This is a genomic window from Agrobacterium sp. MA01, from assembly GCF_009650195.1.
Lineage (GTDB): Bacteria > Pseudomonadota > Alphaproteobacteria > Rhizobiales > Rhizobiaceae > Allorhizobium.
In genome coordinates this window covers 65,192-88,104 of record NZ_CP045855.1, presented here as the reverse complement: position 1 = coordinate 88,104, position 22,913 = coordinate 65,192, and the positions used below count along the sequence as shown (strand labels likewise).

Annotated in this window: 24 protein-coding genes and 1 pseudogene; 9 read left to right on the top strand and 16 right to left on the bottom strand. The window is 60.7% G+C overall.

The window, feature by feature from the left end:
* Positions 1–11: 11 nt before the first annotated feature.
* From traC to traG, 3 genes are read left to right on the top strand one after another with little or no spacing between them, the layout of a single operon-like run.
* On the top strand, positions 12–308 hold the full coding sequence (gene traC / locus GH983_RS22430) for a conjugal transfer protein TraC (protein ID WP_097143194.1): 297 nt from the start codon (positions 12–14) through the stop codon (positions 306–308).
* A gap of 4 nt (positions 309–312) precedes the next feature.
* Positions 313–528, top strand: a complete 216-nt coding sequence (gene traD, locus GH983_RS22425) for a type IV conjugative transfer system coupling protein TraD (RefSeq protein WP_097143193.1) — start codon at positions 313–315, stop codon at positions 526–528.
* A complete protein-coding gene (gene traG / locus GH983_RS22420) occupies positions 515–2,419 on the top strand; it encodes a Ti-type conjugative transfer system protein TraG (protein WP_153763736.1) in 1,905 nt (634 codons plus the stop codon). Before traD ends, traG begins: the two co-directional genes overlap by 14 nt.
* A gap of 199 nt (positions 2,420–2,618) precedes the next feature.
* Here traG and GH983_RS22415 read toward each other — a convergent pair whose 3' ends face one another.
* Positions 2,619–2,840, bottom strand: coding sequence for a hypothetical protein (locus tag GH983_RS22415; protein ID WP_097143189.1), 222 nt, complete (start codon positions 2,838–2,840; stop codon positions 2,619–2,621).
* 205 nt (positions 2,841–3,045) lie between these two features.
* On the opposite strand from GH983_RS22415, the gene GH983_RS22410 reads away from it, so the two are divergent.
* Positions 3,046–3,315 (top strand): WGR domain-containing protein, encoded by a 270-nt coding sequence (locus GH983_RS22410; RefSeq protein WP_097143188.1) that lies wholly within the window; start codon positions 3,046–3,048, stop codon positions 3,313–3,315.
* A 26-nt stretch (positions 3,316–3,341) separates the two neighbouring features.
* A complete protein-coding gene (locus tag GH983_RS22405; protein WP_097143187.1) occupies positions 3,342–3,827 on the top strand; it encodes a thermonuclease family protein in 486 nt (161 codons plus the stop codon).
* A 40-nt stretch (positions 3,828–3,867) separates the two neighbouring features.
* On the opposite strand, the gene GH983_RS24205 is transcribed toward GH983_RS22405, so the two are convergent.
* The 3 genes from GH983_RS24205 to GH983_RS22400 all read right to left on the bottom strand — a co-directional run bounded on the left by GH983_RS24205 (position 3,868) and on the right by GH983_RS22400 (position 5,107).
* Positions 3,868–4,041, bottom strand: a complete 174-nt coding sequence (locus GH983_RS24205; protein ID WP_176526942.1) for a hypothetical protein — start codon at positions 4,039–4,041, stop codon at positions 3,868–3,870.
* Positions 4,042–4,304: 263 nt separating this feature from the next.
* Positions 4,305–4,475 carry a hypothetical protein gene (locus GH983_RS24200; RefSeq protein WP_176526941.1) on the bottom strand — a complete coding sequence of 57 codons (171 nt, stop codon included), beginning with the start codon at positions 4,473–4,475 and terminating at the stop codon, positions 4,305–4,307.
* A gap of 323 nt (positions 4,476–4,798) precedes the next feature.
* Positions 4,799–5,107, bottom strand: a complete 309-nt coding sequence (locus tag GH983_RS22400) for a DUF736 domain-containing protein (RefSeq protein WP_052821062.1) — start codon at positions 5,105–5,107, stop codon at positions 4,799–4,801.
* Positions 5,108–5,561: 454 nt separating this feature from the next.
* Here GH983_RS22400 and GH983_RS24195 point away from each other — a divergent pair, with 454 nt between their 5' ends.
* The gene (locus tag GH983_RS24195; protein WP_176526944.1) at positions 5,562–5,735 is read left to right on the top strand and encodes a hypothetical protein; all 174 of its coding nucleotides are present in this window, start codon (positions 5,562–5,564) and stop codon (positions 5,733–5,735) included.
* Positions 5,736–5,738: 3 nt separating this feature from the next.
* Here the strand turns inward: GH983_RS24195 and GH983_RS22395 are convergent, their stop codons facing one another.
* The 6 genes from GH983_RS22395 to GH983_RS22370 all read right to left on the bottom strand — a co-directional run bounded on the left by GH983_RS22395 (position 5,739) and on the right by GH983_RS22370 (position 11,531).
* Positions 5,739–6,662: an ArdC family protein gene (locus GH983_RS22395; RefSeq protein WP_153763735.1), complete on the bottom strand. Its 924-nt coding sequence runs from the start codon at positions 6,660–6,662 to the stop codon at positions 5,739–5,741.
* Between the two features lie 275 nt (positions 6,663–6,937).
* A complete protein-coding gene (locus GH983_RS22390) occupies positions 6,938–7,525 on the bottom strand; it encodes a hypothetical protein (RefSeq protein ID WP_153763734.1) in 588 nt (195 codons plus the stop codon).
* 393 nt (positions 7,526–7,918) lie between these two features.
* On the bottom strand, positions 7,919–8,230 hold the full coding sequence (locus GH983_RS22385) for a hypothetical protein (RefSeq protein WP_136542978.1): 312 nt from the start codon (positions 8,228–8,230) through the stop codon (positions 7,919–7,921).
* Entirely contained in the window at positions 8,227–9,135 is a 909-nt protein-coding gene (locus GH983_RS22380) for a hypothetical protein (protein WP_153763733.1), read from the bottom strand. Before GH983_RS22380 ends, GH983_RS22385 begins: the two co-directional genes overlap by 4 nt.
* Positions 9,132–10,883 (bottom strand): ParB N-terminal domain-containing protein, encoded by a 1,752-nt coding sequence (locus tag GH983_RS22375; protein WP_153763732.1) that lies wholly within the window; start codon positions 10,881–10,883, stop codon positions 9,132–9,134. Before GH983_RS22375 ends, GH983_RS22380 begins: the two co-directional genes overlap by 4 nt.
* A gap of 330 nt (positions 10,884–11,213) precedes the next feature.
* Entirely contained in the window at positions 11,214–11,531 is a 318-nt protein-coding gene (locus GH983_RS22370) for a hypothetical protein (RefSeq protein WP_153763731.1), read from the bottom strand.
* A gap of 289 nt (positions 11,532–11,820) precedes the next feature.
* On the opposite strand from GH983_RS22370, the gene GH983_RS22365 reads away from it, so the two are divergent.
* Positions 11,821–12,081: a hypothetical protein gene (locus GH983_RS22365; protein WP_153763730.1), complete on the top strand. Its 261-nt coding sequence runs from the start codon at positions 11,821–11,823 to the stop codon at positions 12,079–12,081.
* A 165-nt stretch (positions 12,082–12,246) separates the two neighbouring features.
* On the opposite strand, the gene GH983_RS22360 is transcribed toward GH983_RS22365, so the two are convergent.
* The 4 genes from GH983_RS22360 to GH983_RS24190 form a co-directional block, all read right to left on the bottom strand.
* Positions 12,247–17,337, bottom strand: coding sequence for a DEAD/DEAH box helicase family protein (locus GH983_RS22360; protein ID WP_153763729.1), 5,091 nt, complete (start codon positions 17,335–17,337; stop codon positions 12,247–12,249).
* Positions 17,338–17,427: 90 nt separating this feature from the next.
* Positions 17,428–18,033, bottom strand: coding sequence for a DUF1419 domain-containing protein (locus GH983_RS22355; RefSeq protein WP_136543009.1), 606 nt, complete (start codon positions 18,031–18,033; stop codon positions 17,428–17,430).
* Positions 18,034–18,106: 73 nt separating this feature from the next.
* Positions 18,107–19,135: a DUF3991 and toprim domain-containing protein gene (locus tag GH983_RS22350; protein WP_136542972.1), complete on the bottom strand. Its 1,029-nt coding sequence runs from the start codon at positions 19,133–19,135 to the stop codon at positions 18,107–18,109.
* Positions 19,136–19,317: 182 nt separating this feature from the next.
* Positions 19,318–19,494 (bottom strand): hypothetical protein, encoded by a 177-nt coding sequence (locus GH983_RS24190; RefSeq protein WP_167495054.1) that lies wholly within the window; start codon positions 19,492–19,494, stop codon positions 19,318–19,320.
* A gap of 146 nt (positions 19,495–19,640) precedes the next feature.
* On the opposite strand from GH983_RS24190, the gene GH983_RS22345 reads away from it, so the two are divergent.
* On the top strand, positions 19,641–20,030 hold the full coding sequence (locus GH983_RS22345; protein ID WP_153763728.1) for a hypothetical protein: 390 nt from the start codon (positions 19,641–19,643) through the stop codon (positions 20,028–20,030).
* A 285-nt stretch (positions 20,031–20,315) separates the two neighbouring features.
* Complete coding sequence (locus tag GH983_RS24600) at positions 20,316–20,894, top strand: GNAT family N-acetyltransferase (protein ID WP_153763727.1); 579 nt, start codon at positions 20,316–20,318, stop codon at positions 20,892–20,894.
* A gap of 1,096 nt (positions 20,895–21,990) precedes the next feature.
* Here the strand turns inward: GH983_RS24600 and GH983_RS22335 are convergent.
* Both GH983_RS22335 and GH983_RS22330 read right to left on the bottom strand, forming a co-directional pair.
* A pseudogene (locus GH983_RS22335) lies at positions 21,991–22,179 on the bottom strand (mandelate racemase/muconate lactonizing enzyme family protein); the annotation flags it as partial.
* Positions 22,180–22,190: 11 nt separating this feature from the next.
* Complete coding sequence (locus GH983_RS22330) at positions 22,191–22,898, bottom strand: FadR/GntR family transcriptional regulator (protein WP_153763726.1); 708 nt, start codon at positions 22,896–22,898, stop codon at positions 22,191–22,193.
* Positions 22,899–22,913 lie beyond the last annotated feature (15 nt).

The window sequence follows — 22,913 nt, the reverse complement described above, 5'->3', positions numbered from 1 at the left end:
ACAATCCAGAGATGAAGAAGCCATCCTCCAAGATCCGCAAAGAAATCGCCAAACTTCAGGAACAGCTCAAGCACGCGGAAACGAGAGAGGCCGAGCGTATCGGTCGCATTGCGCTTCGGGCGGGGCTTGGTGAGGTCGACATCGAGGAGACGGAGCTCCTAGCGGCTTTCGAGGAATTAGGCAAATGCTTTCGCGGAGGCAAGGCAGGTACGAGCGGAAGGAAAGGGGCGGGGGAAAGCAGCACGCTCCGTGGCCAATCCGAAGCGGTCACGAGTGGCACGACTTCGGGCGGCACTACTGAGGCTTGAGCGCATGAGCAAGAGCCTAACGTCCGACGCCCGGAAGAGGGACACGCGAGACAAGATCGAACTTGGGGGCCTGATCGTCAAAGCCGGTCTTCGCTTCGAGAAGCGTGCGCTTTTGCTCGGCGCGTTGATCGATTTACAGCAGCGGCTGAAGTCGGACGACAGCGAACGGACACGGTTGACGGCAATCGGGACGAAGGCGTTCGGCAATGAAGGTGAATAGGGTCGTTCTCTTCTCTTTGCCCGTGGCCATGATGGTGGCGACTGTGTTCACGATGACAGGGATGGAGACATGGCTCTCCGGGTTTGGGCAGACCGAGGCGGCGAAGATAGTTCTGGGACGAGCAGGGATCGCCGCACCCTACGTGGCGGCGGCTGCACTTGCCCTGGTTCTGCTGTTCGCAACAGCCGGCTCGGCAAGCATTTGCGCCGCAGGCGTTGGTGCTGCAATCGGAAACGCCGCGGTCATCCTGATAGCTTGCGTGCGAGAAGGCGGGCGCTTGGCAGAGCTTTCCTCACAGGTGCCAGCGGGACAATCCGCGCTCTCCTATCTGGATCCATCGACCATGATCGGCGCGGCCGCGGCATTCATGTCCGGCTGCTTTGCGATCCGTGTGGCGATGGTCGGCAATGCCGCCTTCGCGCGTGCTACGCCGACACGCATTACCGGCAAGCGTGCCTTGCACGGCGAGGCCGACTGGATGAAGCTTACCGAAGCGGAGAAGCTCTTCCCAGGCTCTGGCGGCATCGTCGTCGGTGAACGATATCGCGTGGACCGCGACAGTGTCGCCGGTGTCTCGTTCCGTGCCGATAACGGCGAGACCTGGGGCGCCGGGGGCAAGTCCCCGCTGCTCTGCTTCGACGGCTCATTCGGCTCATCGCACGGCATCGTCTTTGCGGGATCGGGCGGTTTCAAAACGACCTCGGTGACGATCCCAACGGCGTTGAAGTGGGGCGGATCGCTCGTCGTGCTCGATCCGTCGAACGAGGTCGCGCCCATGGTCTCGAAACATCGGGAGGAGGCGGGGAGGCGGGTCAGGATTCTCGATCCGCGGAAACCCGCGACGGGCTTCAATGCACTCGACTGGGTCGGCCAGTATGGCGGTACGAAGGAGGAGGACATCGCCTCTGTCGCGTCATGGATCATGAGCGACAGCGGTCGCGCGAGTGGCGTCCGCGACGACTTCTTCCGTGCCTCCGGCCTGCAGCTCCTGACGGCGATCATTGCTGATGTCTGCCTGTCCGGTCACACACCAACGGAGCGGCAAACGCTCCGCCAAGTCCGCGAAAACTTGTCCGAACCCGAGCCGAAGCTTCGACAGCGCCTGCAGGATATCTACGACAATTCCGGATCGGATTTTGTCAAAGAGAACGTGGCCGCCTTCGTCAACATGACGCCGGAAACCTTCTCGGGCGTCTATGCCAATGCCATCAAGGAAACACATTGGCTCTCGTATCAGAACTATGCAGCGGTGGTGTCGGGCTCGACGTTCCGGACTGACGATATCGCATCCGGCAAAACGGATGTGTTCATCAACATCGACCTGAAGACGCTTGAGACCCATGCCGGGCTGGCGCGTGTCGTAATCGGCTCGTTCCTCAACGCAATCTACAATCGGGATGGTGCCATGGAAGGTCGCGCGTTGTTCCTGCTCGATGAGATCGCGCGCCTCGGTTACATGCGCATTCTGGAGACAGCGCGAGACGCCGGCCGCAAGTATGGCATCACACTGACGATGATCTACCAGTCGATCGGCCAGCTGCGAGAAACTTATGGCGGACGCGACGCTTCCAGCAAGTGGTTCGAGAGTGCGAGTTGGATCAGTTTCGCCGCCATCAACGATCCGGAGACCGCAGACTACATCTCCCGCCGTTGCGGCATGACGACGGTCGAAATCGATCAGGTCAGCCGCAGCTTCCAATCCCGCGGGTCGTCGCGGACGCGGTCGAAGCAGCTGGCCGCCCGGCCGCTCATCCAGCCACACGAAGTGCTTCGAATGCGCGCCGACGAGCAGATCGTATTCACAGCAGGCAACCCGCCACTGAGATGCGGGCGCGCCATCTGGTTCCGCCGGAAAGATATGACAACCTGCGTTAAGCTGAGCAGGTTTTGATGGCGCGAAGCGCCTTCAGACGAACAATGAAGAGCATCGGAGAAATCAGCATAGCGACGACCGACAGGGCGTGATTTCGGGAATTCTCGTCATGCTTCGGTCGGATATCGGGCAGCCGCAGGAGGCTTAGCATAGCGCCGCGTAAGCGGAAGCCGGGACCGACTGCCCCCGACATAGGCATTCCGCTTCAGACGGTCGCTTACTCGCCGGAGACACCCTCTGTCAGTCCGTCGAAAACCTCCATCATCGCGTTGGATATGGCTTGGCCAAGAGCATTGCCAGCCACGCGGACGTCGTCTTCAGAACCATCGCGAGCAGCACGTGCAAGTTCAACCCCCTGATCCGCGACAATCTGCTTGGCCACTTCGATGGCCCAGAGACCAAAGTCGCCACGGTTGTCGATCTGGATAGCGTCTTCCATCTGCCCCTCCTGAAATTGGCAGGCGGCTTCTTTCCATAGACGTTGCGCAATGACAAGCGCGAGGTACTGATGTTGGCCAGGTTCCCTTTTGGTCGAATAGAGGCCTGCCGTTGTCCGCCGAGACATCACGAAATTGAATCGATTGCGTCTGAACGATTCAAAACTCTCGTTGGACGGGAAGCGTTAGAGACAGGATCATGCCGACATGATCACCCAGCCTTACCATCTCTACGTCGAGAGGACGGACGCTACGAAAAACATGGCCCGTTTCTATGCGATGGCCATCGAGCCCAACCTGTTCGGCGAAGCTTGCCTGACGCGGTGTTGGGGACGTATCGGAACGAACGGCCAGACAATGAGCCACCATTTCAAAACCGAGCGAGAGGCCGTGGTCCTCTTCCTCGATCTCCTCCGGCAGAAGAAGCGCCGCGGCTACTCAGTAACTGTCCGTCAATCATGCCCCGATATCTGGTAGATGGCGTCGGAATTGGAGGGACAGGCATGGAAAACGCATCAGATAATGTTGCTCCTGGTCAGGCCTTCATAAAACTGATCCTGGCGGTGATGTTCGCAGTTCCTGCAACTTTCTCTGTTTCGGCTGACAATAACGTTTACGCGTCCGGGGCCACGTCGAAGGTGAGCGTGGTCTTCCAAAAATGCGCCACTGGCACGCGCCAGGCGTGCGTCGTCGACGGAGACACGATCTGGTTAAACGGCCAGAAGATTCGTGTCGCGGATATCGACACACCAGAGGTGAGTGAGCCGAAATGCTCGTCTGAACTGGCTGCTGGGAAACGCGCCACGGACAGAATGCTTGAACTCCTCAACGAAGGTTCGTTCGAACTCAAAGGATGGCCGGGGTGGGACACCGACCACTATGGGCGCCGGCTTCGCGTACTGATCCGAGACGGGCGGAGTCTTGGCGATATTCTGGTTTCAGAAGGTCTCGCCAGGACATGGAGCGGCCGGCGAGAACCATGGTGTTGAGCTGCAGATACCGGCCCGACGAACCGGGCTGGTATGGCGTTTAACGCCGTCGGTTCCAGTCGGTCTCGAAATTGAATTCGACCTCGACGAAGAACGGGATCTTGATCGCCATCTTCAAGCCGAGCTTGCCCTTGCGGAAGAAGTGACAGATCACCCTGGCGAGGATGCGAAGGCGGCGGCCGGTTGCCTGAAGGAATTTGGCGAGCTGTTGCATTTGGTTTCTCCTGTCGATTGCGTTTTGTCGCGGGGATGAAATTCGGATCGGGAAGGAGTGCTGCACCGGAACGGCCGAAGCGCAGCGCAGGACCTGATGGCGGCTGAATTTTGGGCCGCGAGGAGCCGCAGGCGGGGAAAATTCTGACGGCGTGAGGTTGCGGCGGGACGCACGATCCGCATCATTCCCAATGTCGATAAAACGGGATCGCCAGGGAAGTGGAACAGATCGACGTCGAAGTCACGCGGGCGATGACAGCCACCTCAGAAGGGCGGCTCTGCTTCTAGAAGGCCATCCATCTCGGCCGCCTCGATGGCCAGTTCCGCTTGGGCGATTTCGAGCTCGGCCTGGATTTGACGGTGCTCGGCGACATCGACAGCGTTGCGCAGCTCGGCCCGCAGTTCTTCGATCTGGATTTCGAGTTCGTAGGTCATCTTCGTCTCCTTGACGTTTGTGAAAGATGACCAACCGGTCCGAGAGGGGATGACGGGGTCAGGGATCGCGCCAGCGACCGGCAGAGCCGGGGAGTGGGGGAGCCGATTTGCGCAATCTGCCCTTGAGGGCAGGTGGAGCAAATTGGGGGGAACCGCTCATCCTTGAGGCCGGTATCGCAGCTTGGCACAATCGTTCATTCTGAGCAGCTTCTCCCCCTCACCGTATGCCACCAAAAAAGCCGGACCTGGCTCGATGCCGGGTCCGGCTTTGACTTCTCGGCTGAGGAGAAGGCCCCGCCGGTGGCGGAGCCTCGTAATCTCAATCAGTCCCTGTTCGGGCGGGACCAGATGAGCTGGAGGCCTTCCTCGCCTTCAACCTCGGCGAGCGTTGCGTAGATCGGGGCCGGGAAGCTCGGATCATCGAGCTTGACCGAGAGGTAGTCGCGCCCCTGCTCGGAGGTCTTCTGCCAGGCAGCGCCGAGTTCAACGCTTCCCGCGTAGACGCGGAACTGCGGGCCCTTGTCGGAGGGGTTCTCGACCCGGGCGATGCGGGCCTTGACGTTGAGGGCGAGCGTGCGGATGGAGCCGGTAAAGCCGTTTTCTGTGGAGGTGAATGTGCCGATAGTTGCCATTGTCGTATTCCTTTTCTCGTGTTCGGGCCGCGCCCATCGCGGCCTCGATGGCAGTCGACAAGACCGGAGACGATCGGACCGCACCCCATAGGGCCGCAATGCAATGAAGGGCGGCAAGTCGCAGATTTGTTAGCGGGCGAGGAGGAAGGAGCAGCCTTCCGGGGTAAGAAATCTGAGCCTTGTCGTTGCGGGAAGACGATCGAGGCGCAGCCGGACTCCGGTCAGACATGCCTCATCGAGCCCGCAGATGGGCTGCCTGAAAACTCTGACGTGAGGGATATGGCAATGGTGTTCCGACGCACTCGCCCGGGCACTAATGTTCTTGCGCCATCCCCCACTTCTGCCGTCGTTGCTTTTTTCAGTCGGGGACTGGAAGCCCTCACATGGTAGACCCGCTTGCCCAGCTTACACTGTGCGATATCGTTGCACTGGCGAATCGCAGCCTGGAGGATCAATGCGCCAGCAGACAAAGCCGTTCATCATTGAGCGCAAGCCATCCCGCAAACCTAAACTCGACGCTCAAAAACCGTCAATCTGGGGAAGGCTGGGCGGTGACTTCGCACAAGGTCTCAAGGACGAACGTGATGAGGAGCACGCGGTCGCCACAGGCGGTGACGACCGCGCCTGAGCGTCAGGCCGCAGCCTTCACCTCCGATTCCGGCTGTAGGGAATGCAGGAAACTAACCGCGCGCTGCGCATGGGCTGCCGCCTGGAAGATCACTCGCTTGTCGTTGGCCAGCACCGATAGCCAGGACTGCAGGTAGGACGCGTGATCGGGCCGCGGCTCGAGCTCTGGCGCAATGCCGAGATCGGCGCAAAGGAAGCAACTTCCAAGCTCGGCAATGAGCTCTTCGCGGGCACGTTCCGTCCGGTCCTTGGTATAGCGCGAGAGATCACGTCCGACGCGATGCGCCGCCGCTGTCCAATGGGTCAGCTCATGGCTGAGGACGGCCGCGTGCCCAGCAGCATCGCGAAACGCTTCGAAGGGCGGCATCTGGATAAAGTCCTTGATCGGCGAATAATAGGCCTGGTTGCCGCCGTGCCGGATCACGGCGCCGGTGTTGCGGAAGAAGAGATCGGCGCGCGCTATTCGCTCGACAGGATCCCGGACCTTGGCCGGCGAGGCATGATAGGTGTCGGGCAAACCATCGATTTGCTCGATATTGAACACAGAATACGCCTTCAGGAACGGGATTTCCCGATCGACATCATTGCCGTTTCCGTCGGCCACCGACTTGGTGAACCGGCTGGCGAAGACAACCGTCGAGCCCGTTTCGCCTTTCCGCACGGCCCCGCCCAGTTCGAGGGCCTGTTTGAAGGTCATCCACATCGAGGAGGAGAAACCGCGCGATACCTGCTCTGACCACAGGAGCAGCACATTCATGCCGGAATAGGGGAGGCCATTGTGGCGCACCGGCCGGCTGATGCGACTATGCGTGTTGGCGGCGCTCCATGGTTTCATCCAGGGGCGCACGCCCTGTTCGAGATCCTCTACGATCCGTTCGGTGATCCGCGTATAGATGTCGATGCGATCGTTATCCGTTTTCCTGCCCATGACTTCCTTCTCCATTTCTCAGAACCGCGTCTTTCGCGGTCCGTCACGGAGGTCTGAAGTCAGGGGCCGATGGTGCGCCCATGCACCGGAACGGCCGCAACAGCGTGGAGGACGGCGAAGCCGTTGCTTGGGTGCCCGGCTCCTGCAGGACCGCCGAGCGGGACAGGCCGCGACAGGTACGTCTCCAGCTTTACTTTTCGACAAGGAAAAGGCCGGCGCTGTCTGGCGCCGGCCCCGGGGAGGAGAAAGGGGCGGGGTCATCACCGCCGGTGGTGTTATCCGAGAGCCGCCATCTGCGCTTCGGCAGCCTTGCGATCAAGAGAGGCGCCGGGGTTCTCGACCGGCCGGTCGAAGGGCTTCCAGGTCTCGCCGACCACATGCTCGTAGGCAGCAACCGCGCCTTCGGCTGCCATTCGGAGCGCGTGGGACTGGACGCCCATGTCGGCTGCGAACTCGCGCTTGCGCTGGGCCGCGCTGTCATAGCCGACCGGACCGTCTAGGTCCTCATCGCGGGCGTCGTTCGACGCCTTGGCGGTCGCGTCGCGCGCCTCGGTGACGGCGCGGGAGTAAAACTGCCCGGCGCCATGCGCGGATCCGACGAAGGCTCCGACGATACGCTGCAGATGGATCTGCATGGCCTTCTCGCCGATGCCATCGGAGAGGCTCTCGGCGGTCTCGACGATCAGCCGCTCATGCAGGCTACGGATGCCATCGCTATCGACGATGGCCGTGCCGAAGCTTGTCGCGATCTTATGCGCCTGGATTGCATCGGGGCAGGAGAGGCGGACCATTTCGAGGGTGGTACCGCGGCGAGATTGAGAGACCCGTGCGTTGGAGCGGTTGGGGGTGGCGGGCTTGGCCATGTCTGTTCCTTCCTTGGCTTCCGAAGCGGTTCCGGCCCGTGCCGGTCTGCCCTTCGATGCGGGCGACCAGGAACCGGCAAAGGGCGGGCGGCTTCAAAGGTCCGATCCGGCTGAGCCAGCGGGGCAGGGTTGCGAGCCAGCAGGTCTTGACCTGAGCAGACCGCGAGCCTGCCCTCGCGCAGAGAGGCTGGATCGGCCGCCACGCGGCGCGACAGCGGCCTTGAAACGATCGGCCGCCGGTTCAGACCGCAGCAACAAAGAAGGGCAGTCCGGCTCGGGTCCGATATCAAATGCAAGCCCGAGAGGGACGGCATGGCCAAGCCCGCCACCGAAATAGACGCCAAGACCGTATGATGGTGACCAAGCCGCCCCGCTACTCCGCGTCAGATCCACCTATCCCGCGAGAGGCAAAACAGGCGCGTGACCGTGAAGCTCGAGCGCGTCGATGATCTGCTCTTGCACCACCAGCCTGCATGTGAGCGTGTCGAGTTCGCTCCACCGCTCGAAGGCCAGGCGCTCGACAAGCTCCTGATGATAGAGACGGCGACCGGATCGCCGGCGCGCCCGGCTCCTGGTCTTCACCGTGATCGCCTTACGTCCGGCCCGCGCCGCAATCTGGCGGGTCAGACAATCCAGATGCCGCAGGGTCTCACGCCGGGCACTGACTGCCGTCGCCAGCGATCTCGATGCGAGGACATCAATCATGACCCGATCCCCCGGCTTCGCCAGCCGAGAAATGAGGATGGCCCATGATATTCGGCATGACGGTCGGGATCGATCACAAATCCGAACCTACCGCGCCTGGCATATTCGTCGCTCGGCACAAGGAAGCGACGTTCATTATCCCAGGCCTTTCGGTCACCCGCCCCTCTATCACCGGCGACGACCGCCACGACCTCAGTCATTCCGGGGTTCTTATCGGAGAAGATTGCCGAGGTGACGACATAGTCTGACGCATGACGTTGATCGAACGCCCGGCGATCCTTCGCCCAGCTCTCACCCTCGGCGAGCGAGCAACCGTGGATCTTCTCCCAGACGTCGGGCCAGGTATTGCGGATGGTCTTTTCTGCCATTGACCGCTCGCAGTCGGTGAACAGGTCCGGAAAACTGATCGCCACGATCGCCCATTCGCAGTCTTCCTCGTACCAGAGCGTGTCCTTCCGCAGCAGCGGATGGACTTTAGCATTGCGATCGGAAGAGAGGTGAAAGCCGCCGTGGCCGGCCGTACTGTGGGCGACAACGCCTTCGGCGTAGACGACCGCCATCTGTGAACCGCCCCAGGGCGTGCTCGCCGACATGCGGGTCTGCACGCGGTTGAGCTTGGCCAGATCGTGTTTATGACCGGCCGTCTCGGCGACGCGCATTCGAAACTCGGCCTCATTGGCCACCCGGCCATCATGACCGAAGAAGTCGGCGCGCGTCAGCTGTGCCAGCGGCCGACGAACGGCGACGGCACTCGCAAGGAACGCGAAGCCGCTGTGTGATGTGACCATGGCAAGGACCAAGTCATCAATGCGAGCGACGGGCATGCCATCGGCACTGGTGGCAAACTCCACCCCCGAAAAATCGGGGGTGGGTGCGACGATGTTCAAGGTTAGGGCGGCGGTCATGCTGCTGCCCTCTGATTGAAGTCCTGATCGTCGTCGTCATCGGTTGCGACGTCTGTGTCCTGCAGAGCATCGTGATCTGCATCTCCTTCGACCTGACCCTCCTGTTCATCAGCAGGGTCGTCAGCTTGGCCGCCGTCGCCCTCGCCCGCACCGATGACATCCGTAGTGGAGCTTGCCCGGATCCACGCGAGCAACTCGTCGGCCGGCGGTGCGAAGCGGCCGGACGGATGGACGAAGTGCTCGGTGGCAAAATGCTCCACGAGCGCTGCGCGGGTTTCGCGCACCTTCTGCCGTGGCTGAATCGATGCCTCGGCGCAAGACGCTTCCAGCGCCTGGCGCGACAGGCACAAGAGGAAATCTTCCGATCCCATGTTCGGCAGGTATTTATCGGCTCCGATCGCATCACCGGCAATGCGCGCCACCATGCCGCTATTGGACATGCCCCTGCGGCATGAAAGTACATCGACCAGCACCGAGCGAACGGCAACTCGAAGCGTATCCTGATCGAAGGCGAGCTTGCCATGCTCGCCAAACAGTCCGACGGCATGACGCGAGAGGCGCTTGCCGCCGTAGAAGGTCCCGTCAGCACCGGAGTCGATGCGAACATTCTGGCCAGCGAAGGCCAGGACCATCAGTGCCATCAACATGTCATCCTCGATCGGCGCGCGACCGAGCGCGTCATGCAGCGCGTCCGTGCGGAAATCGCCGATCATGTCGTGGCCCTTCTGCGTGACGTCTGGCCGAGCCTTCGGCGCTGCGATCGCGTCGCTATCATCAGTGCCGCGGGTAAAGCCGTCGCCACCGCCTCCCTTCTGCTTCGCCGCCTCTGGCATGCGGTAGTGGACCGTCTGCACCTTGCCGTCACGATCGAGATAGAGCGCCGCGTGGTCGGACTTGGACGGCTTGCCGTAGACTTGGGCAGCCTTCTTCGGCAGTTCCGGCTGGCCCCAGCTGTTGACCTCGACGATCGCGCCGCGCTTCGGCAGATTGCCGGTCATCCATTCATGCTGGGCACCGAGAAATCCCTCGACATTTGTGGTGTATCGACCGTCCTGGTTGGCCGGTGCGAAGAGATCCTCGACCCATTCGATCCCATAGGCTTGGGCAAGATCGTCACCAAAGCTCGCATCCTTAGCGTACATGCGCTTCTTGGTCAGGGCATTTGCGATCTGCCACCAGGGCGCTGTGTCGCCCTTCTTCGGCTTGTGCGCCTTCCAGACCTCCTTCTGGTCGAGCTGGCCGGCCGCCGCGATCACCCGCAACTGTTGTTCGTTCGGCATATCGCCCAAGGCCATCTGTTCGAGCATGCCCGGCAGGACATTGGCGAGCAGGCGTAGCTTGCGGATCTGGCGGACGGGAAGGGCGAGAGCGACGGCAATCGCTTCCTCCGTCCAGCCGAGAGCGACGAGCCGTTCGATGCCACGCCATTGATCAACCGGGTTGAGTGCTTCGCGAACCGAGTTTTCGACCATCGAACGCATCGCGCCATTGTCGTTAGCGGCGTCAACGACGAGGATCTCGATTTCTTCGAGACCGGCGGCGATGGCAAGCCGGACGCGGCGATGGCCGGCGTCGATGATGTAGCCGTTTCCGCCATTTACTTCCGGTGCCACTACGGGCGGCTGGACGATGCCAACCGCCTTGATTGTCGCCAGCATCAGCGCATCGGCCTGCGGCGAGGATTTCGACTGGCGCATCCGGTCTGGGTTTTCCTTCAGCGCGCGTGGGTCAACCTTCATGATCTGCATGGGATTTTTTCCTTCCGGGAGAGTTCCGAACCGGCGCCTTGCCAGCCCTTCCTGTCTTCATTTTTCTCGAAGACACCTCCCGGACCGCCGAACGGCCGGACTGACGCAACTGCGGCCGAGCATCCCTGCTGCGAGGGACAAGCGGGGCTGACAGCCCTGCGAAGAACGAGTGGCCGGGATAGCGCAGGCGGCGGTTGAGCGCACGCGCCGGCAGGAGGACCGATCGGCGACCGGTTCAACTTCCTGCTTTTCTTCCTCAATCCCACCTTCCAGTTCGAGCTAACGCTCGAAGATGAGACTGCTAGCGGCGACCATACCTCGACGAAGGGACTAGGTTCGGCGCCTGAGCAGGGCCAGACCATCGGCGAGCATGCGCTTCAGGCTCGGCTTCCTGCTTACCGGTTCAGCAGGGGCGGCTTCGGCGCTACGAACAGCAGCAGGCGGTGGACCGGCGGCCTCGGAACGTGAAGGCGGAAAGGGCTCCTCGACGACGGCGGCGACAACGACATGCGTAATTGTCGTCTCATCCGATTTCACCGAAACGGTGACCTGTCCGCCGGAGCGAAGGCGGTCGACGCCCGTTTGAGCGGCCTCCTGCTCGTCTCTAGCTTCGACCAGCGATGTCTGCGTCACCAGAAAAAATGGCATTTGTCCCTGCGATGTGTTCTACTACAGATCTCATCCGCTTAGCGGTTGCGGTCAAGATGCAGCACCTCCTCAGCGGCGCCTCCGATACAAAAAAGCGCTCAAACCGTGAGGGGAGCGCCTTCTTCTGTATCCCGGGACAAGATCAAACGCCGCCGCGATTGCAGCAAGCAGGACATCGGCTTATCGGGGAGTGATGCTCAGATCTTGTTGACGAAAGGCACTTTCAAGTCGTGATTCGACTTACCGCCTGATAGATCTCTAAGCCTATCAGAATGCCAGGTGAAACGACATGAGCACAGATCCCGAGGCCCGGAGAGCGATCGCGCAACGCGCCATTGATCGCGCGCAAGCGCGTGGGACGCCGATCGACACGGATCCTGCCTTCCTTGCCTTACTGGAGGAATGGATCGGGGGAGAAATCGACATGAAGGCCATGCGCTTACGATACCTTGAAATGACCGCTCTACGAGCTGCCGAGCGGCGGGGCTCGCGCAATAGCCTCTCCGGCATAAACCCTTCGGAAACATCGAACGAGGTGACCGAAGAATAAAAAAATGGGCCTGCAGAAAACTGCGGCCCATGAAGTGTGGAGATCTGAAACCTCCAGAGGGGAACAGCTGCTGCGACGGAACTGGGAGGTGACCGTCACGTGCATCAGCTGAAGGCACTATGCCCGAATTTTGACCAAACGGAAAACATTTATTGTGCAATGCAGCTATGCGGCGGCTGCGTTGGTCTCGTCGTCCAGATCCTCCGCCAGCCGGGCCTCGATTGCCCTAAGCTTTAGTCGCTTTTCCTTCAGATCATTGGCAAACGCGAAAACACCGCCGTCACGCGACCGGTAAGAGGCCAGACGGCGTTCGGCTTCCTCCAGCCGCCGCCGATACTGACGCTGCTCGTCGTCAAAGCCATCCAGTGCATGCTCCAGACGAGAAATAGCGCCAAGCGGCGTGACCGTAATTGCCAAATCGATCTCATAGTCGGCGCCGGTGCGCTGGAGCAGGGTCTCGAAGCGATAGCCATCCCCTTTGCCAAAGCGCTCGCCCTCATAAACCAGATTGAAGCCACCGATCGTCGCCAGATGCACCTCGCCCTCCTGCTGGAGCTGCAGAAGCGTCAGGATCTCCTTCATCAAAGCGCGGCCGGCCTCCTTGCGCTCGGTATGATCCTGACCGAGCACCGTCATGGTGAAGGCATCGCCATTCGTCGGCCTGAGACGCTCGATATCCTGGCCGATCTCGGCGATACGCCGGGTTGAGACCTCCATCTCACGCTCTGCATCCCGCATCTGCCGACGGACAGCATATTGGTCGTCCTCGTGGGCGGCCCTCAATCGTTCAAGCCTGGCAATATCGGCCTCCAACCCCGCCTTCTGCATCAGCCGTTCGTCGCCTGACGCAATGGCCTTGGCCATCGCAAACTGGTTTGCCGCGCCTTCACCGACGTCCTCCAGCCGCCGGATTGAGGTGTCGCCGGAGAGCGCGGCGGCGATAAAGCGGGCTTTACGCTCGTTGTTCTGCCACATGGAGGCGTCGAGCGAGCCCTCGGTGGCATAGGCGAAGATATCGACCTCCTCATGCTGGTTGCCCTGACGCACGATCCGGCCCTCACGCTGCTCGATCTGCGACGGCAGCCATGGCACGTCGAGATGGTGGAGAGCCTTCAGGCGAAGCTGGGCGTTGACCCCCGTGCCCATGGTCTCGGAAGAACCGATCAGGAAACGGACCTTGCCGGCGCGGACATCGCCGAACAACCGTTGCTTGGCTTCGGTCTTCTTGTAGTCCTGCATGAAGGCGATCTGTGATGCCGGCACGCCGAGCCGGACCAGTTCGTCGCGGATAAAGCGATAGGCCGAGAAGCCACGGGTCTTTTCCACATTAATCGTGCCGAGATCCGAGAAGATCATCTGGGCGGCGCCTGGCAGATCAAACTCCTTGCCGTCGGAGCGTCGATAGATCGCCTCGCTGGTATCCTTCCAGATCCCGTAGGCATTGCGGACGAGCAGATTGAGCTTGTTATTCTCCTCGTTGTCGGCCGCCGGCATGACGAAGCGCAGGTCGATCGCCGCATGACGCCCATCAGTAATGACGGACAGCAGGATGTCGTCGCCGGGCTTGGCGGGACCCTCGCGCTCCTCGATCGCCTTGATCCTGCTGCCGAGGGTCTGCTGATAGGTCTTGAACAGTGCCGTCGGCTTGGCAGTCATGATCTGCCGCCGGCCGGTCGAGATGTTGGGCACCTTCACGTATTTCCGCAGGTCATCCGGCATCACCACATCGGCAAACGAGCGGAACATGGCGATCAGCTCCGGCACGTTGACGAAGGACGCGAAGCGGCTGACCGGCTTGTATTTTCCCGATGGCTGGATCTCGAGTTCGGTGGTCGTATCGCCGAAGCAGGATGCCCAGGCATCGAATTCGTGCAGCCCGCGTTCCGCAAGCGCGGCATGGCCGAGCAGGCGCTGGATCGAGAACATTTCGCCGAGCGTGTTGGTGATCGGCGTGCCGGAGGCAAGCACCAGCGCCCGGCCGGGGTTCCTAGTTTCGATGTAGCGGGACTTCACATAGAGATCCCAGGCGCGTTGCGATCCGTTCGGATCGATGCCCTTCAGCGTCGACATATTGGTGGCGAAGGAGAGCTTGCGGAATTCCTGCGCCTCGTCGACGACGATCTGGTCTAAGCCGATCTCGGAGATGGTCATAAGGTCGTCCTTGCGCGTCACCAAGCCTTCGAGTCGCTCCTGCAACCCTTCCTTCAGCCGCTCGAGCCGCTTGCGCGAGACGCGGTCCTCGCTGTCGACTTTGGTCAGAAGGTCCTCGTAGAGCTGCAATTCGTCGTGGATCATCTGCTGTTCGAAGGCTGATGGGACCGCGATAAAGCGAAAGGCAGAATGCGTAATGATGATCGCGTCCCAGGTGGCGGTCGCAGCCCGTGACAGGAAGCGAGCACGCTTGTCCTTGGTGAAGTTCGTCTCGTCGGCGACCAGGATCCGCGCATTCGGATAGAGCGCCAAAAACTCGCGGGCGGCCTGCGCCAGGCAATGGCCTGGCACGACCAGCATGGCTTTGGCGATCAGTCCAAGCCGGCGCTGCTCCATGATCGCAGCCGCCATCGTCATCGTCTTGCCGGCGCCGACGGCGTGGGCAAGATAAGTCGAGCCATCGGCGATGATCCGCCAGATGCCACGTTTCTGGTGCCCATACAAAACAAAGGCGCCAGAGGCGCCAGGGAGTTTCAGATGGGAACCGTCGAATTTCCGCGGCGCGATGTTGTTGAAACGATCATTGTAATGGCGGGCCAGCCGGTCGGTTCGATCCGGATCGGTCCAGACCCAGTCCTTGAATGCCTGCTTGATCCTTTGGAGCTTGTCGCGCGCGGCCTCGGTATCGACGACGTTGAGCACACGCCGCTCGCCGTCGGCGTCCCTGAAGACGTCGAAGATTTGAGGCACCCGGCTGTTCAGCGCATCGGCGAGTAGATCGCCTGCATGGCGGCGACTGGTTCCCCATTCGGACGTGCCGGCAGCGCTATAGCCGAGCTGGCGGGCTTCCACTGTCCAGGAGCCGAGCTCCGGCATATGATGGATGCGGATATCGGCTTCCATTTTCTCCTTCACGAACGCCACGACGTCAGCAGCCGGGATCCACGGCGCACCGAGACGAGCCGTGATGTCGGAGGGACGAAGGTCTGCAGGCTGGACATCAACCAAGGCGCGGACATTGCGCTGATAAGCCGGATCGAGCTCGGCCGCCGCCTGCGCGGCGGTGAGCTTCGTTCGGACGGCCCCTGAGAGATATCCGTCTGCCGTCTTCCACGATCCATCGGCCGGATCACGGAAGATGGCCTCACTCAGTTCGTCGATCACCGCCGCCGGATCGCTGTGCAGCAGCTCGGCGATATGGTCGATATCGACGTGGCCGCGTTCGTTTAAAACGACGGCTAGCGCATCTGCGGGAGATGTGATTGTCGGCGCCGCGGGCGGCGATATCACGCGTTCAGAAAAAATCGGACCGGGCTTTGCCGTATCTGTTTCCAGATCATAATCTTCGATGGACGCCACCAGCCAGCAATCGGGGTCGTCGCGGAATGGCGCCAAGTTCGGCTGGCGATGGGTTTCCTTGACCTCACCGGTTTCCGAATCCTCCTGAATCGAGACGGTGGTATGGTTGATCGGACCGAAGTCGCGCACAAAGCTCGACCAGGCGATCCGCAGACGCACTTGGCCGTCGCGCCAAGGCCGGTCGGTTTCCTGAGCTTTCAACACCTCACGGACCGCGTCTCGGATCGGGATCAGTTTCGAGATGATCCGGACATGCTTTTCCGGGACCCCCTCACCGGTGCGACCCTTGCGGACGGTGACTGGCACGGCCGATCCGTCGAGCATCTGCATCAGGCCCTTCGACCGGTCAAGGAAAAAACTGCCCTCGCGAACAGTCCCGCCCTTAGGCTGTAGATCGACGATCTCGCCGAGTTCTTCCTCGAGATCAATATCGATAGGTGTCGGCTCTCCGTCATAGAGATCGGCCGGCAGAAGCTCGATGGCAGCGGAAAGCACGGCTTCGAGATCTTCGCCATCACGGGGCCGGCACGTGTAGGTCTCGCCGAACGGCCCCGAGGTCAGCGCATGGGTGCCGAGCACGAAATCGGGGTGCCGGGCAAACCAGCGGTTCACGCGGATGGCGCCTTCGTCGTTGGTGGCCGCCCTGACCTCATCGAGATCGAGCCACAGCTGATTTCCCTCCGGCTCTCCGGGCTTCCTCTTGCGGAAGAAGAGGATGTCGACGACGACATCCGTGCCGGCGTCGCGACGGAAGCTGCCCTCGGGCAGGCGGATTGCTGCGATCAGCTCTGCGGATTTGGCGATATGCTCCCGTGCTGTGGTATCGGCCTTGTCCATGGTGCCATGCGAGGTGACGAAGGCGGCGACCGCGCCGGGCTTCAGCAGGTCAATCGACCGGGCGATGAAATAGTCGTGCAGGCGAAGGCCAAGCGACCGGTAAGCGCGGTCCGAGCGGACAATGCGATCGGAGAAAGGTGGATTGCCGATGGCGAGATCGTAGATCGGAGCCAGATCGGTACGGGCAAAGTCGCCATTGAGGATCCGCGCCTTCGGCTGAAGCAGGCGGGCGATGCGGGCCGTGACCGGATCGAGTTCAATCCCGGTCACATAGGCGACGTCGCGATACGGCTCCGGCATCAGGGCAGGGAACAACCCCGTGCCGATTCCCGGCTCCAGCACCCGACCACCGCGCCAGCCGAGCTTTTCTATCCCGGCCCAGACCGCCCGGATGATGAACTCCGGCGTGAAATGTGCATATTGGGTGCAGCGGGCAAGCGACGCGTAGTCGCTCTCGCAAACCGCGGTCTCGAGCGAAGAACCAATATCGTCCCAACCCTTTCGGAAATCGACCTCGCCCGGCCGACGGAACATACTATTGGCCAGTTCGCTGGCGCCAAAGCCGGTGAAGCGGATCAACTGCGCCTGTTCCTTTGCCGTCGCGGGCCGGTCCCGCTTGGTAACGCCGTCGGCGACGAGGATCGCTGCGACATTGGCGCGGGCGCGATCCTTCCAGGTGGCACCCAACGCGCGGTCACCATCAAGATAGAAGTTTGCCCGAGACCCTGCTCGCCGAGCAGGTGCAGCAGTGACGGGGAGGGCAGGGGCCGATGCGGGCGGAGTGGGATCCGGGTCGTCGTCATTGGCGGGATCGGGAGAGAAACCTCCAAACGCGGTCACACCAAGCCCGAGCCCGGAGGACAGGGCAGAGCCGCCGAACATGTCGAAGGTAAAGGGGTCATTGCTCATGAAACGCTCCTTTGGAAAGCGGGCGTGCGAAATCGACCGGTCGAGAGTCCGACGAGTTGCAGCGCTCGAATTGTAGGGACTGGTTCTGGCTTAGGCCGCCAGGACCGTGGGCAGGTGGCGCAGATGCACCGGCAGCTTGGCGGCGATCTCCTCGTCGCTCAGTGTTTCGAGCAGCTTCAAGACGGTGCCTTCCTTGCCGCCAGAGAGCATCACCGTCCGACGACCCTGCATCGCCGTCGGCCAACCCTCATCAGCATAGCCACGATAGTCGTCGGTGGTCGTGCTCCAGATGTGCTCCAGCCGTTCTTCGCGGCTCATGGCCCGGACCGGTCGGGTTTCGCGGTCGACGATCGCGACCCGCATCGCCTCCACAGAGTTCGGGTCCGCGAGATCGCAATAGGTATGAAAGTAGCGGACCGCTTCATCAATCCGGATCGCATAAAACACCGATGTCACCGAACCGGTTATGAACTCCCGCATCGCAAAGATCGGCCCGCGCATCCACAGCGGCGGCAGAATGTCGGGCATGTAGGAATAGGAGGTCTCGTCGATCTCGAACCATTCGCCCGCATAGACCGCAGACTGGTCACCACCAAAGCGGTCGGGACGCCTCGCGTGCCTGTCGAACATCCGGAATAAGTCGGTGCGCTTGGCCACACCTTGAAAAATTTTGCGGGGAAGGGCTATCGAGGTCATCAGCTTGATCCTTTCGGGGTTTTGGACCGAAGGCAGCACAAGTCGTTTCGACATCGCCAATCTCTTCAGTCCTTCATGACCCCTCCCGCGTTGCTGCGTCCGTGTCCGGCCGGGTCAAGGGCCGGCGCATGCCGGGCGGAGCCTCCCTTGATGCGGCCGGCGCGCATGCGGCAGGCCCCACCTTTTTCTCCATGTTCCTTTCTCGTTTCTCCTTCTCCCTGGCTTTCAGAACCTCGTTCCAATCCTCCGCCGGCGGACATAGCCGCTGCCAGTCGCAGCCGGACGCTTCAGCGAGCGCCCGCAATCGTTCTGCGTAGACCTCCCCTTGGGAATTGGCATCCGTCGCCGCGACCAGTGTTAGTCCCGGCCGCGCAGCAAGTTCTGCAAGCGCCGCATCTGTCGCCGGAGACCACCCACCGCCAGTGCTGAGATAAAGAGTTTGCTCCCGCGGACCTTCGAGCGCCGCGAGACTCATCGCGTCGATCGCAGCTTCTGTGACACAGAGTCGGGACGCATCGCCTGGTCCAAAGCGGAAGAGAACCTTCGACCCCCCGCTGGCAAAGCCACGCCAGTCGGGACCGCGCTCCTCCCAGCCGACGACGCGACCCTGGCCATCGACATGGGCTGCCCACAGACTGCCGAAGGGTCCTTCCCGCAGGACACCCTCTTGAATAGCCTGCTGGGCGATGGCCGTCGGGATCCAGCGCCCCCAGCACAGATAGCGCCAGGCACCGGATCCGGGCGAAGGCTTGCGCCGGCTGCGCCAGCGGTCGGCAATATCTTCCAGCGGCACGGAAGACCGCGAAGACCTCCATTCCGGCCGGGAAAGTTGATACCCGACAATTGACGCAACCGCCCCCGCTGCGGACGGGAATGGAATTCCCTCCAGGAACATGGCAAGGCCGAAGACATCGCCCTTTTCGTCACTGAGGGGATCGAACCAGCCGCGCCCGTCATGCGTGACAATGACGATGTTGCCGCCGCGCCGGTATTTTACGGCGCGGCGGGTGCTTTCCTTCAGATCGATTTCGTAACCGGCCTGCTCCAGTACGGCCTCGCAACTCACCTTGGCGCGCAGCGCCTCCAATTCTTCTCGTTTCATATTTTTTCAGCCGCCTAGCGGCCGTCCCTTCTTCTTCCCGCAACTTGCGGGTCACCTTCCACCCGCCGCGAAGAGCGAAGGGGGCAAGGGCGCAGCAGGCAACTGACAAAAGTTGCAGCGACGTGCTGCGGCAAAGCTTCCCTTGCGGCCGACAGATCGCCAGCGGCAGGAACAAGCGGGTCTCAATGAGACCCGCGCGGGAAATATTCGTGTACGATCTCAAGATCGTCTTCGTCATCGAGTTCGTCGGACGGAAGGACGCCGAATTCGCCGCCGGATTTGAACAGTGTCACTGGAACCATGAGGATGCGGGAAAGCGAAAATGCGTGGCTTTGAGCGAGTGCAAGATCCTGTGCCATGTGAGAAACCTCCGTCCGGAGCGGGCCGATCCCGCTCGATGGCTCCTCAAAGGACCGGGGACGGTCGCGATCACCGCGAAGACGAAGGCGGAGCGGCGGCAGCTTGCTAGCCGACCCTGAACGGGTTGATCGACGGAGATCCGGACATGGTCCAGGACGCCATCCATAAAGAGCGGGATTGGTTTGCTTCGGCGGGAATTGAGGTATTCGGCACAGATCGGTCACGGAAGCCAGCTCAGCATTTGTTGCCGAGAACCTGTCTGACCAGCCCGCCAGTCAGCGACGACGTGCTTTCTCCTGATCGGACAAGGCTTCGACAACAGAAAAGTCCATCTCAGGGCGTGGCTCTATCCGGGCTATCTCGCTGGCGACTTTCGACCAGTGCCAGAACTCGTCGAGTTCACCAGTGGGCCGGCTATGAAACGCACGGCGCTGTGCTTCGTAGTAGCTACCGGCTGGATCCGAAATTGCGAGAAGCCTTGCATCAGCCTGCCATCGCCGCCGTATTGCCCGGCGATGTGCGAGCCATCGTGTGAGAAAGCGGATCATCAATAGCTCGAGACCGGTGGCGACAGAGGCAAATTACCACAAGACCCGGATGATAGAGATGCGATATTATATAAATAAATTCAATATTTTATCAAAAATTGCATAAGCAGAATTATGGAACCAATAGCCCGACGGCAGGGAAACGAGACTCCGCCACCATTTGACGCTAGATTATTCATTGGTTCCGCAACTGAATGATCGACGTGCTATCTCTGTCTAGCTTGCTCCACTGGTTGCGCGAACTTCGCCAGCGATCGTGAACTGAGAAAGAAATGAAACTACAGAGCTCGAGGTTCTTACTACGCGACTTTGTCCAAGAGGATTTCCTTGCCTTCCGACACTATCAAACAGACCCTCGCTACCGGGCGCTGTACGATATTGATGAGGGGAATGACAACTTTTGTGCCAGCTTGTTTGCGTTGTTTCTACGATGGCAAACGGAGGAGCCGAGGCATAATTATCAGTTGGGAATTTTCGAGATAAGCAGCGCGCGGCTCGTTGGTTGCGGAGGTGTAAGGCTGAAGCAGACGGATCAGTCTGCAGCTGTCTTAGGCCTTGAATTGATCCCCGACTATTGGGGCCGCTACAAAGTGGCCCTTGAGGTAGGAGAATGTCTGGCGGGATTTGCATTTGAGTCCCTCCAGGTTGACGTCATCGTAAGCGACACCTCCAGTGGTAACGACCGGGTCACGAAGATTGCTCGTAAGTATGGGGCGAGTAAGGTTGACGAGCGACAGGGGCCGGCTTGGATGTCGCTGCGTGGCTTTACTGAGGTAGATTGGGCCCTTACGCGCGACCATTGGGACAATAGACCACAGTTTAGGCGCAACGCACAACTTCGCACGGAATAGGTGGGCAGTCCATTCAGCCTTTTTCAGAAGTGAAACCAAGATGTGCACCGCTTTAGTGACTTGGTCGAAAGCCAGGTGCATGTACGACCTGGGAGAGGCCAACCGTTACGCCTAATAGAGCGCTTCCATGGGCGGCGTCGACATTGGTCGGTATCTGCTCTTTTTTGTAGCCGAGGCCCCGTTCATCAACGGAGCGGCAGACGCCGGACCTGCCCGGTTCAGTACGCTGAGACCGATCATGGCGCGGCGCATTCGATGGGGGATCCCTTAGCAGAGCGCCCGAAACTCCTCAGACAAATTGAGCGACTTCTGACAACCATCTGCTTGATCCACTGTGTTTGAGCAGCCGCTTATGCCGACAGTCCGGTCGAAATGGGGGCAGTTCATTGTCACATTTTGCGCGGGCGGAGGAGAGAAATTGGGTGATGTAGTAAGCAACCTTCACTAAATGCGTTTCCAAGGCAAAGTGTCTCGACGTATCGGCGCCCAGGCGTCACTCAAGCCATCTTCATATGCATTCTTCCGAGGATACACAGGGCGAGCCTGAGACCAACTGGTCTTGCATAGTCACGATACATATCGAAGATTCCTTGATAAAGTCTGGAACTGAGTGGACCTGCGGCTTGCCGAGGATGCTACACCACAGGTTCCCGAGCCGTGATAGCACGATTGTTAAATCGGCATGCCTGAGTCTGCATATCGTGACGATCAGCGACGACCTGATGCACCACCTGGCGGAGAGCGCTTACTTCACAACTGCTGCGCGCCCGATTCCTCCGGCGATGTCGGTAGCGCACGTTTCCGGTTCGTCCATCATCGAACATCAATTGGATATTCTGCCACTCGTCCCGCAGAGCCGCCGGACGTCACTTGGGTCTTCCGCTGAAGGGCGATTAGTCCAAACTGATTGTGGATCGCCCGTGTCGACGGCCCGCGAAGGAGCGCAGGGACCGGCTTGTATGCTGCACGTCGGCAGTGGCGACGTTACAACACAAACGTTTAGGACGCCATTGTCGTGATAGTCGATCAACACCCCGATCCTCCGTCGGCGAGGCAGGACCCTAGAAGCTCCGATCACGCGCTTCGCTCAATTTTGAAGATCAATCTGAAGCGGATCGCGGCCGATTACCCGAGGGGCGATGTATTCGTGGATATAGGCCTCCACGGTCTCTGCCCCGAAGAAGGTTTCTCCAAGCCCGGTGATGCCTTCATCCGTATGAACCAGGATCCAGAGGAGATTTTGTCTCTCCGCGATGCGCACGGTTTCGAGTTTGGTGATTTTCATGAAATTTTTCCTCAAGCAATGCCGGCGGCAAGGAGCGCCTTGGCGCTTTCATCGAAATGTTTTGCCATCAGCTGGCTCGCCTCCTGTGGGTCGCCTGCATGGATGGCTTTTGCGATCGCCAGGTGAAGCGCGTTCATGGCATGCCGTTCTTCATCCGAGGAGCGACTGCGCCATCCGATCGGCCAGGTTTGTCGCGAGACGGTCTGAAACGCGCCCAGGATCAGCGAAAAAATCGGGTTCTTTGATGCCTTGGCAATGGCGAGGTGGAAGGCGAGATCATGTTCCATCACCGTCTCAGGGGACTGAAACTGCGTCTCCATCGCCATCGCATGGTCGATGAGAAGACGTGCCTCATCCTCGGTTCGGCGAAGCGCTGCCAGACTGGCCGTCCGCATCTCGATCGTCCGACGCACATCATAGATCTGGTGGACGCTGATCTGCTCGGTACCGACACCATGTTCGATCATCAGGGACATGGCGCCATGATCAAGCTCAGCCACCCGCGCGCGCTTGCCCACATGCAGGTCGAGCAATCTCATGGCTGCAAGAGACCGAAAGGCCTCCCGAATGACCGTGCGAGAGACGCCGAGTGCCTTGGACAGCGCCAGTTCACTGGGCAGGCTGTCCCCCGGGCCAAGCGCATGGTCACGGATATAGGAGGTGAGCGCAGCGATCACGCCATCAACCCGGCCGTCAGCGCCCGCTTCTACACTCGCCACAGACGAACCCTCCAA

Excerpts from the sequence above, each read along its gene's own strand:
- traC (WP_097143194.1), top strand. The coding sequence starts at position 12 with ATGAAGAAGCCATCCTCCAAGATCCGCAAAGAAATCGCCAAACTTCAG.
- traD (WP_097143193.1), top strand. The coding sequence starts at position 313 with ATGAGCAAGAGCCTAACGTCCGACGCCCGGAAGAGGGACACGCGAGAC.
- traG (WP_153763736.1), top strand. The coding sequence starts at position 515 with ATGAAGGTGAATAGGGTCGTTCTCTTCTCTTTGCCCGTGGCCATGATG.
- GH983_RS22415 (WP_097143189.1), bottom strand. The coding sequence starts at position 2,840 with ATGGAAGACGCTATCCAGATCGACAACCGTGGCGACTTTGGTCTCTGG.
- GH983_RS22410 (WP_097143188.1), top strand. The coding sequence starts at position 3,046 with ATGATCACCCAGCCTTACCATCTCTACGTCGAGAGGACGGACGCTACG.
- GH983_RS22405 (WP_097143187.1), top strand. The coding sequence starts at position 3,342 with ATGGAAAACGCATCAGATAATGTTGCTCCTGGTCAGGCCTTCATAAAA.
- GH983_RS24205 (WP_176526942.1), bottom strand. The coding sequence starts at position 4,041 with ATGCAACAGCTCGCCAAATTCCTTCAGGCAACCGGCCGCCGCCTTCGC.
- GH983_RS24200 (WP_176526941.1), bottom strand. The coding sequence starts at position 4,475 with ATGACCTACGAACTCGAAATCCAGATCGAAGAACTGCGGGCCGAGCTG.
- GH983_RS22400 (WP_052821062.1), bottom strand. The coding sequence starts at position 5,107 with ATGGCAACTATCGGCACATTCACCTCCACAGAAAACGGCTTTACCGGC.
- GH983_RS24195 (WP_176526944.1), top strand. The coding sequence starts at position 5,562 with ATGCGCCAGCAGACAAAGCCGTTCATCATTGAGCGCAAGCCATCCCGC.
- GH983_RS22395 (WP_153763735.1), bottom strand. The coding sequence starts at position 6,662 with ATGGGCAGGAAAACGGATAACGATCGCATCGACATCTATACGCGGATC.
- GH983_RS22390 (WP_153763734.1), bottom strand. The coding sequence starts at position 7,525 with ATGGCCAAGCCCGCCACCCCCAACCGCTCCAACGCACGGGTCTCTCAA.
- GH983_RS22385 (WP_136542978.1), bottom strand. The coding sequence starts at position 8,230 with ATGATTGATGTCCTCGCATCGAGATCGCTGGCGACGGCAGTCAGTGCC.
- GH983_RS22380 (WP_153763733.1), bottom strand. The coding sequence starts at position 9,135 with ATGACCGCCGCCCTAACCTTGAACATCGTCGCACCCACCCCCGATTTT.
- GH983_RS22375 (WP_153763732.1), bottom strand. The coding sequence starts at position 10,883 with ATGCAGATCATGAAGGTTGACCCACGCGCGCTGAAGGAAAACCCAGAC.
- GH983_RS22370 (WP_153763731.1), bottom strand. The coding sequence starts at position 11,531 with ATGCCATTTTTTCTGGTGACGCAGACATCGCTGGTCGAAGCTAGAGAC.
- GH983_RS22365 (WP_153763730.1), top strand. The coding sequence starts at position 11,821 with ATGAGCACAGATCCCGAGGCCCGGAGAGCGATCGCGCAACGCGCCATT.
- GH983_RS22360 (WP_153763729.1), bottom strand. The coding sequence starts at position 17,337 with ATGAGCAATGACCCCTTTACCTTCGACATGTTCGGCGGCTCTGCCCTG.
- GH983_RS22355 (WP_136543009.1), bottom strand. The coding sequence starts at position 18,033 with ATGACCTCGATAGCCCTTCCCCGCAAAATTTTTCAAGGTGTGGCCAAG.
- GH983_RS22350 (WP_136542972.1), bottom strand. The coding sequence starts at position 19,135 with ATGAAACGAGAAGAATTGGAGGCGCTGCGCGCCAAGGTGAGTTGCGAG.
- GH983_RS24190 (WP_167495054.1), bottom strand. The coding sequence starts at position 19,494 with ATGGCACAGGATCTTGCACTCGCTCAAAGCCACGCATTTTCGCTTTCC.
- GH983_RS22345 (WP_153763728.1), top strand. The coding sequence starts at position 19,641 with ATGGTCCAGGACGCCATCCATAAAGAGCGGGATTGGTTTGCTTCGGCG.
- GH983_RS24600 (WP_153763727.1), top strand. The coding sequence starts at position 20,316 with ATGAAACTACAGAGCTCGAGGTTCTTACTACGCGACTTTGTCCAAGAG.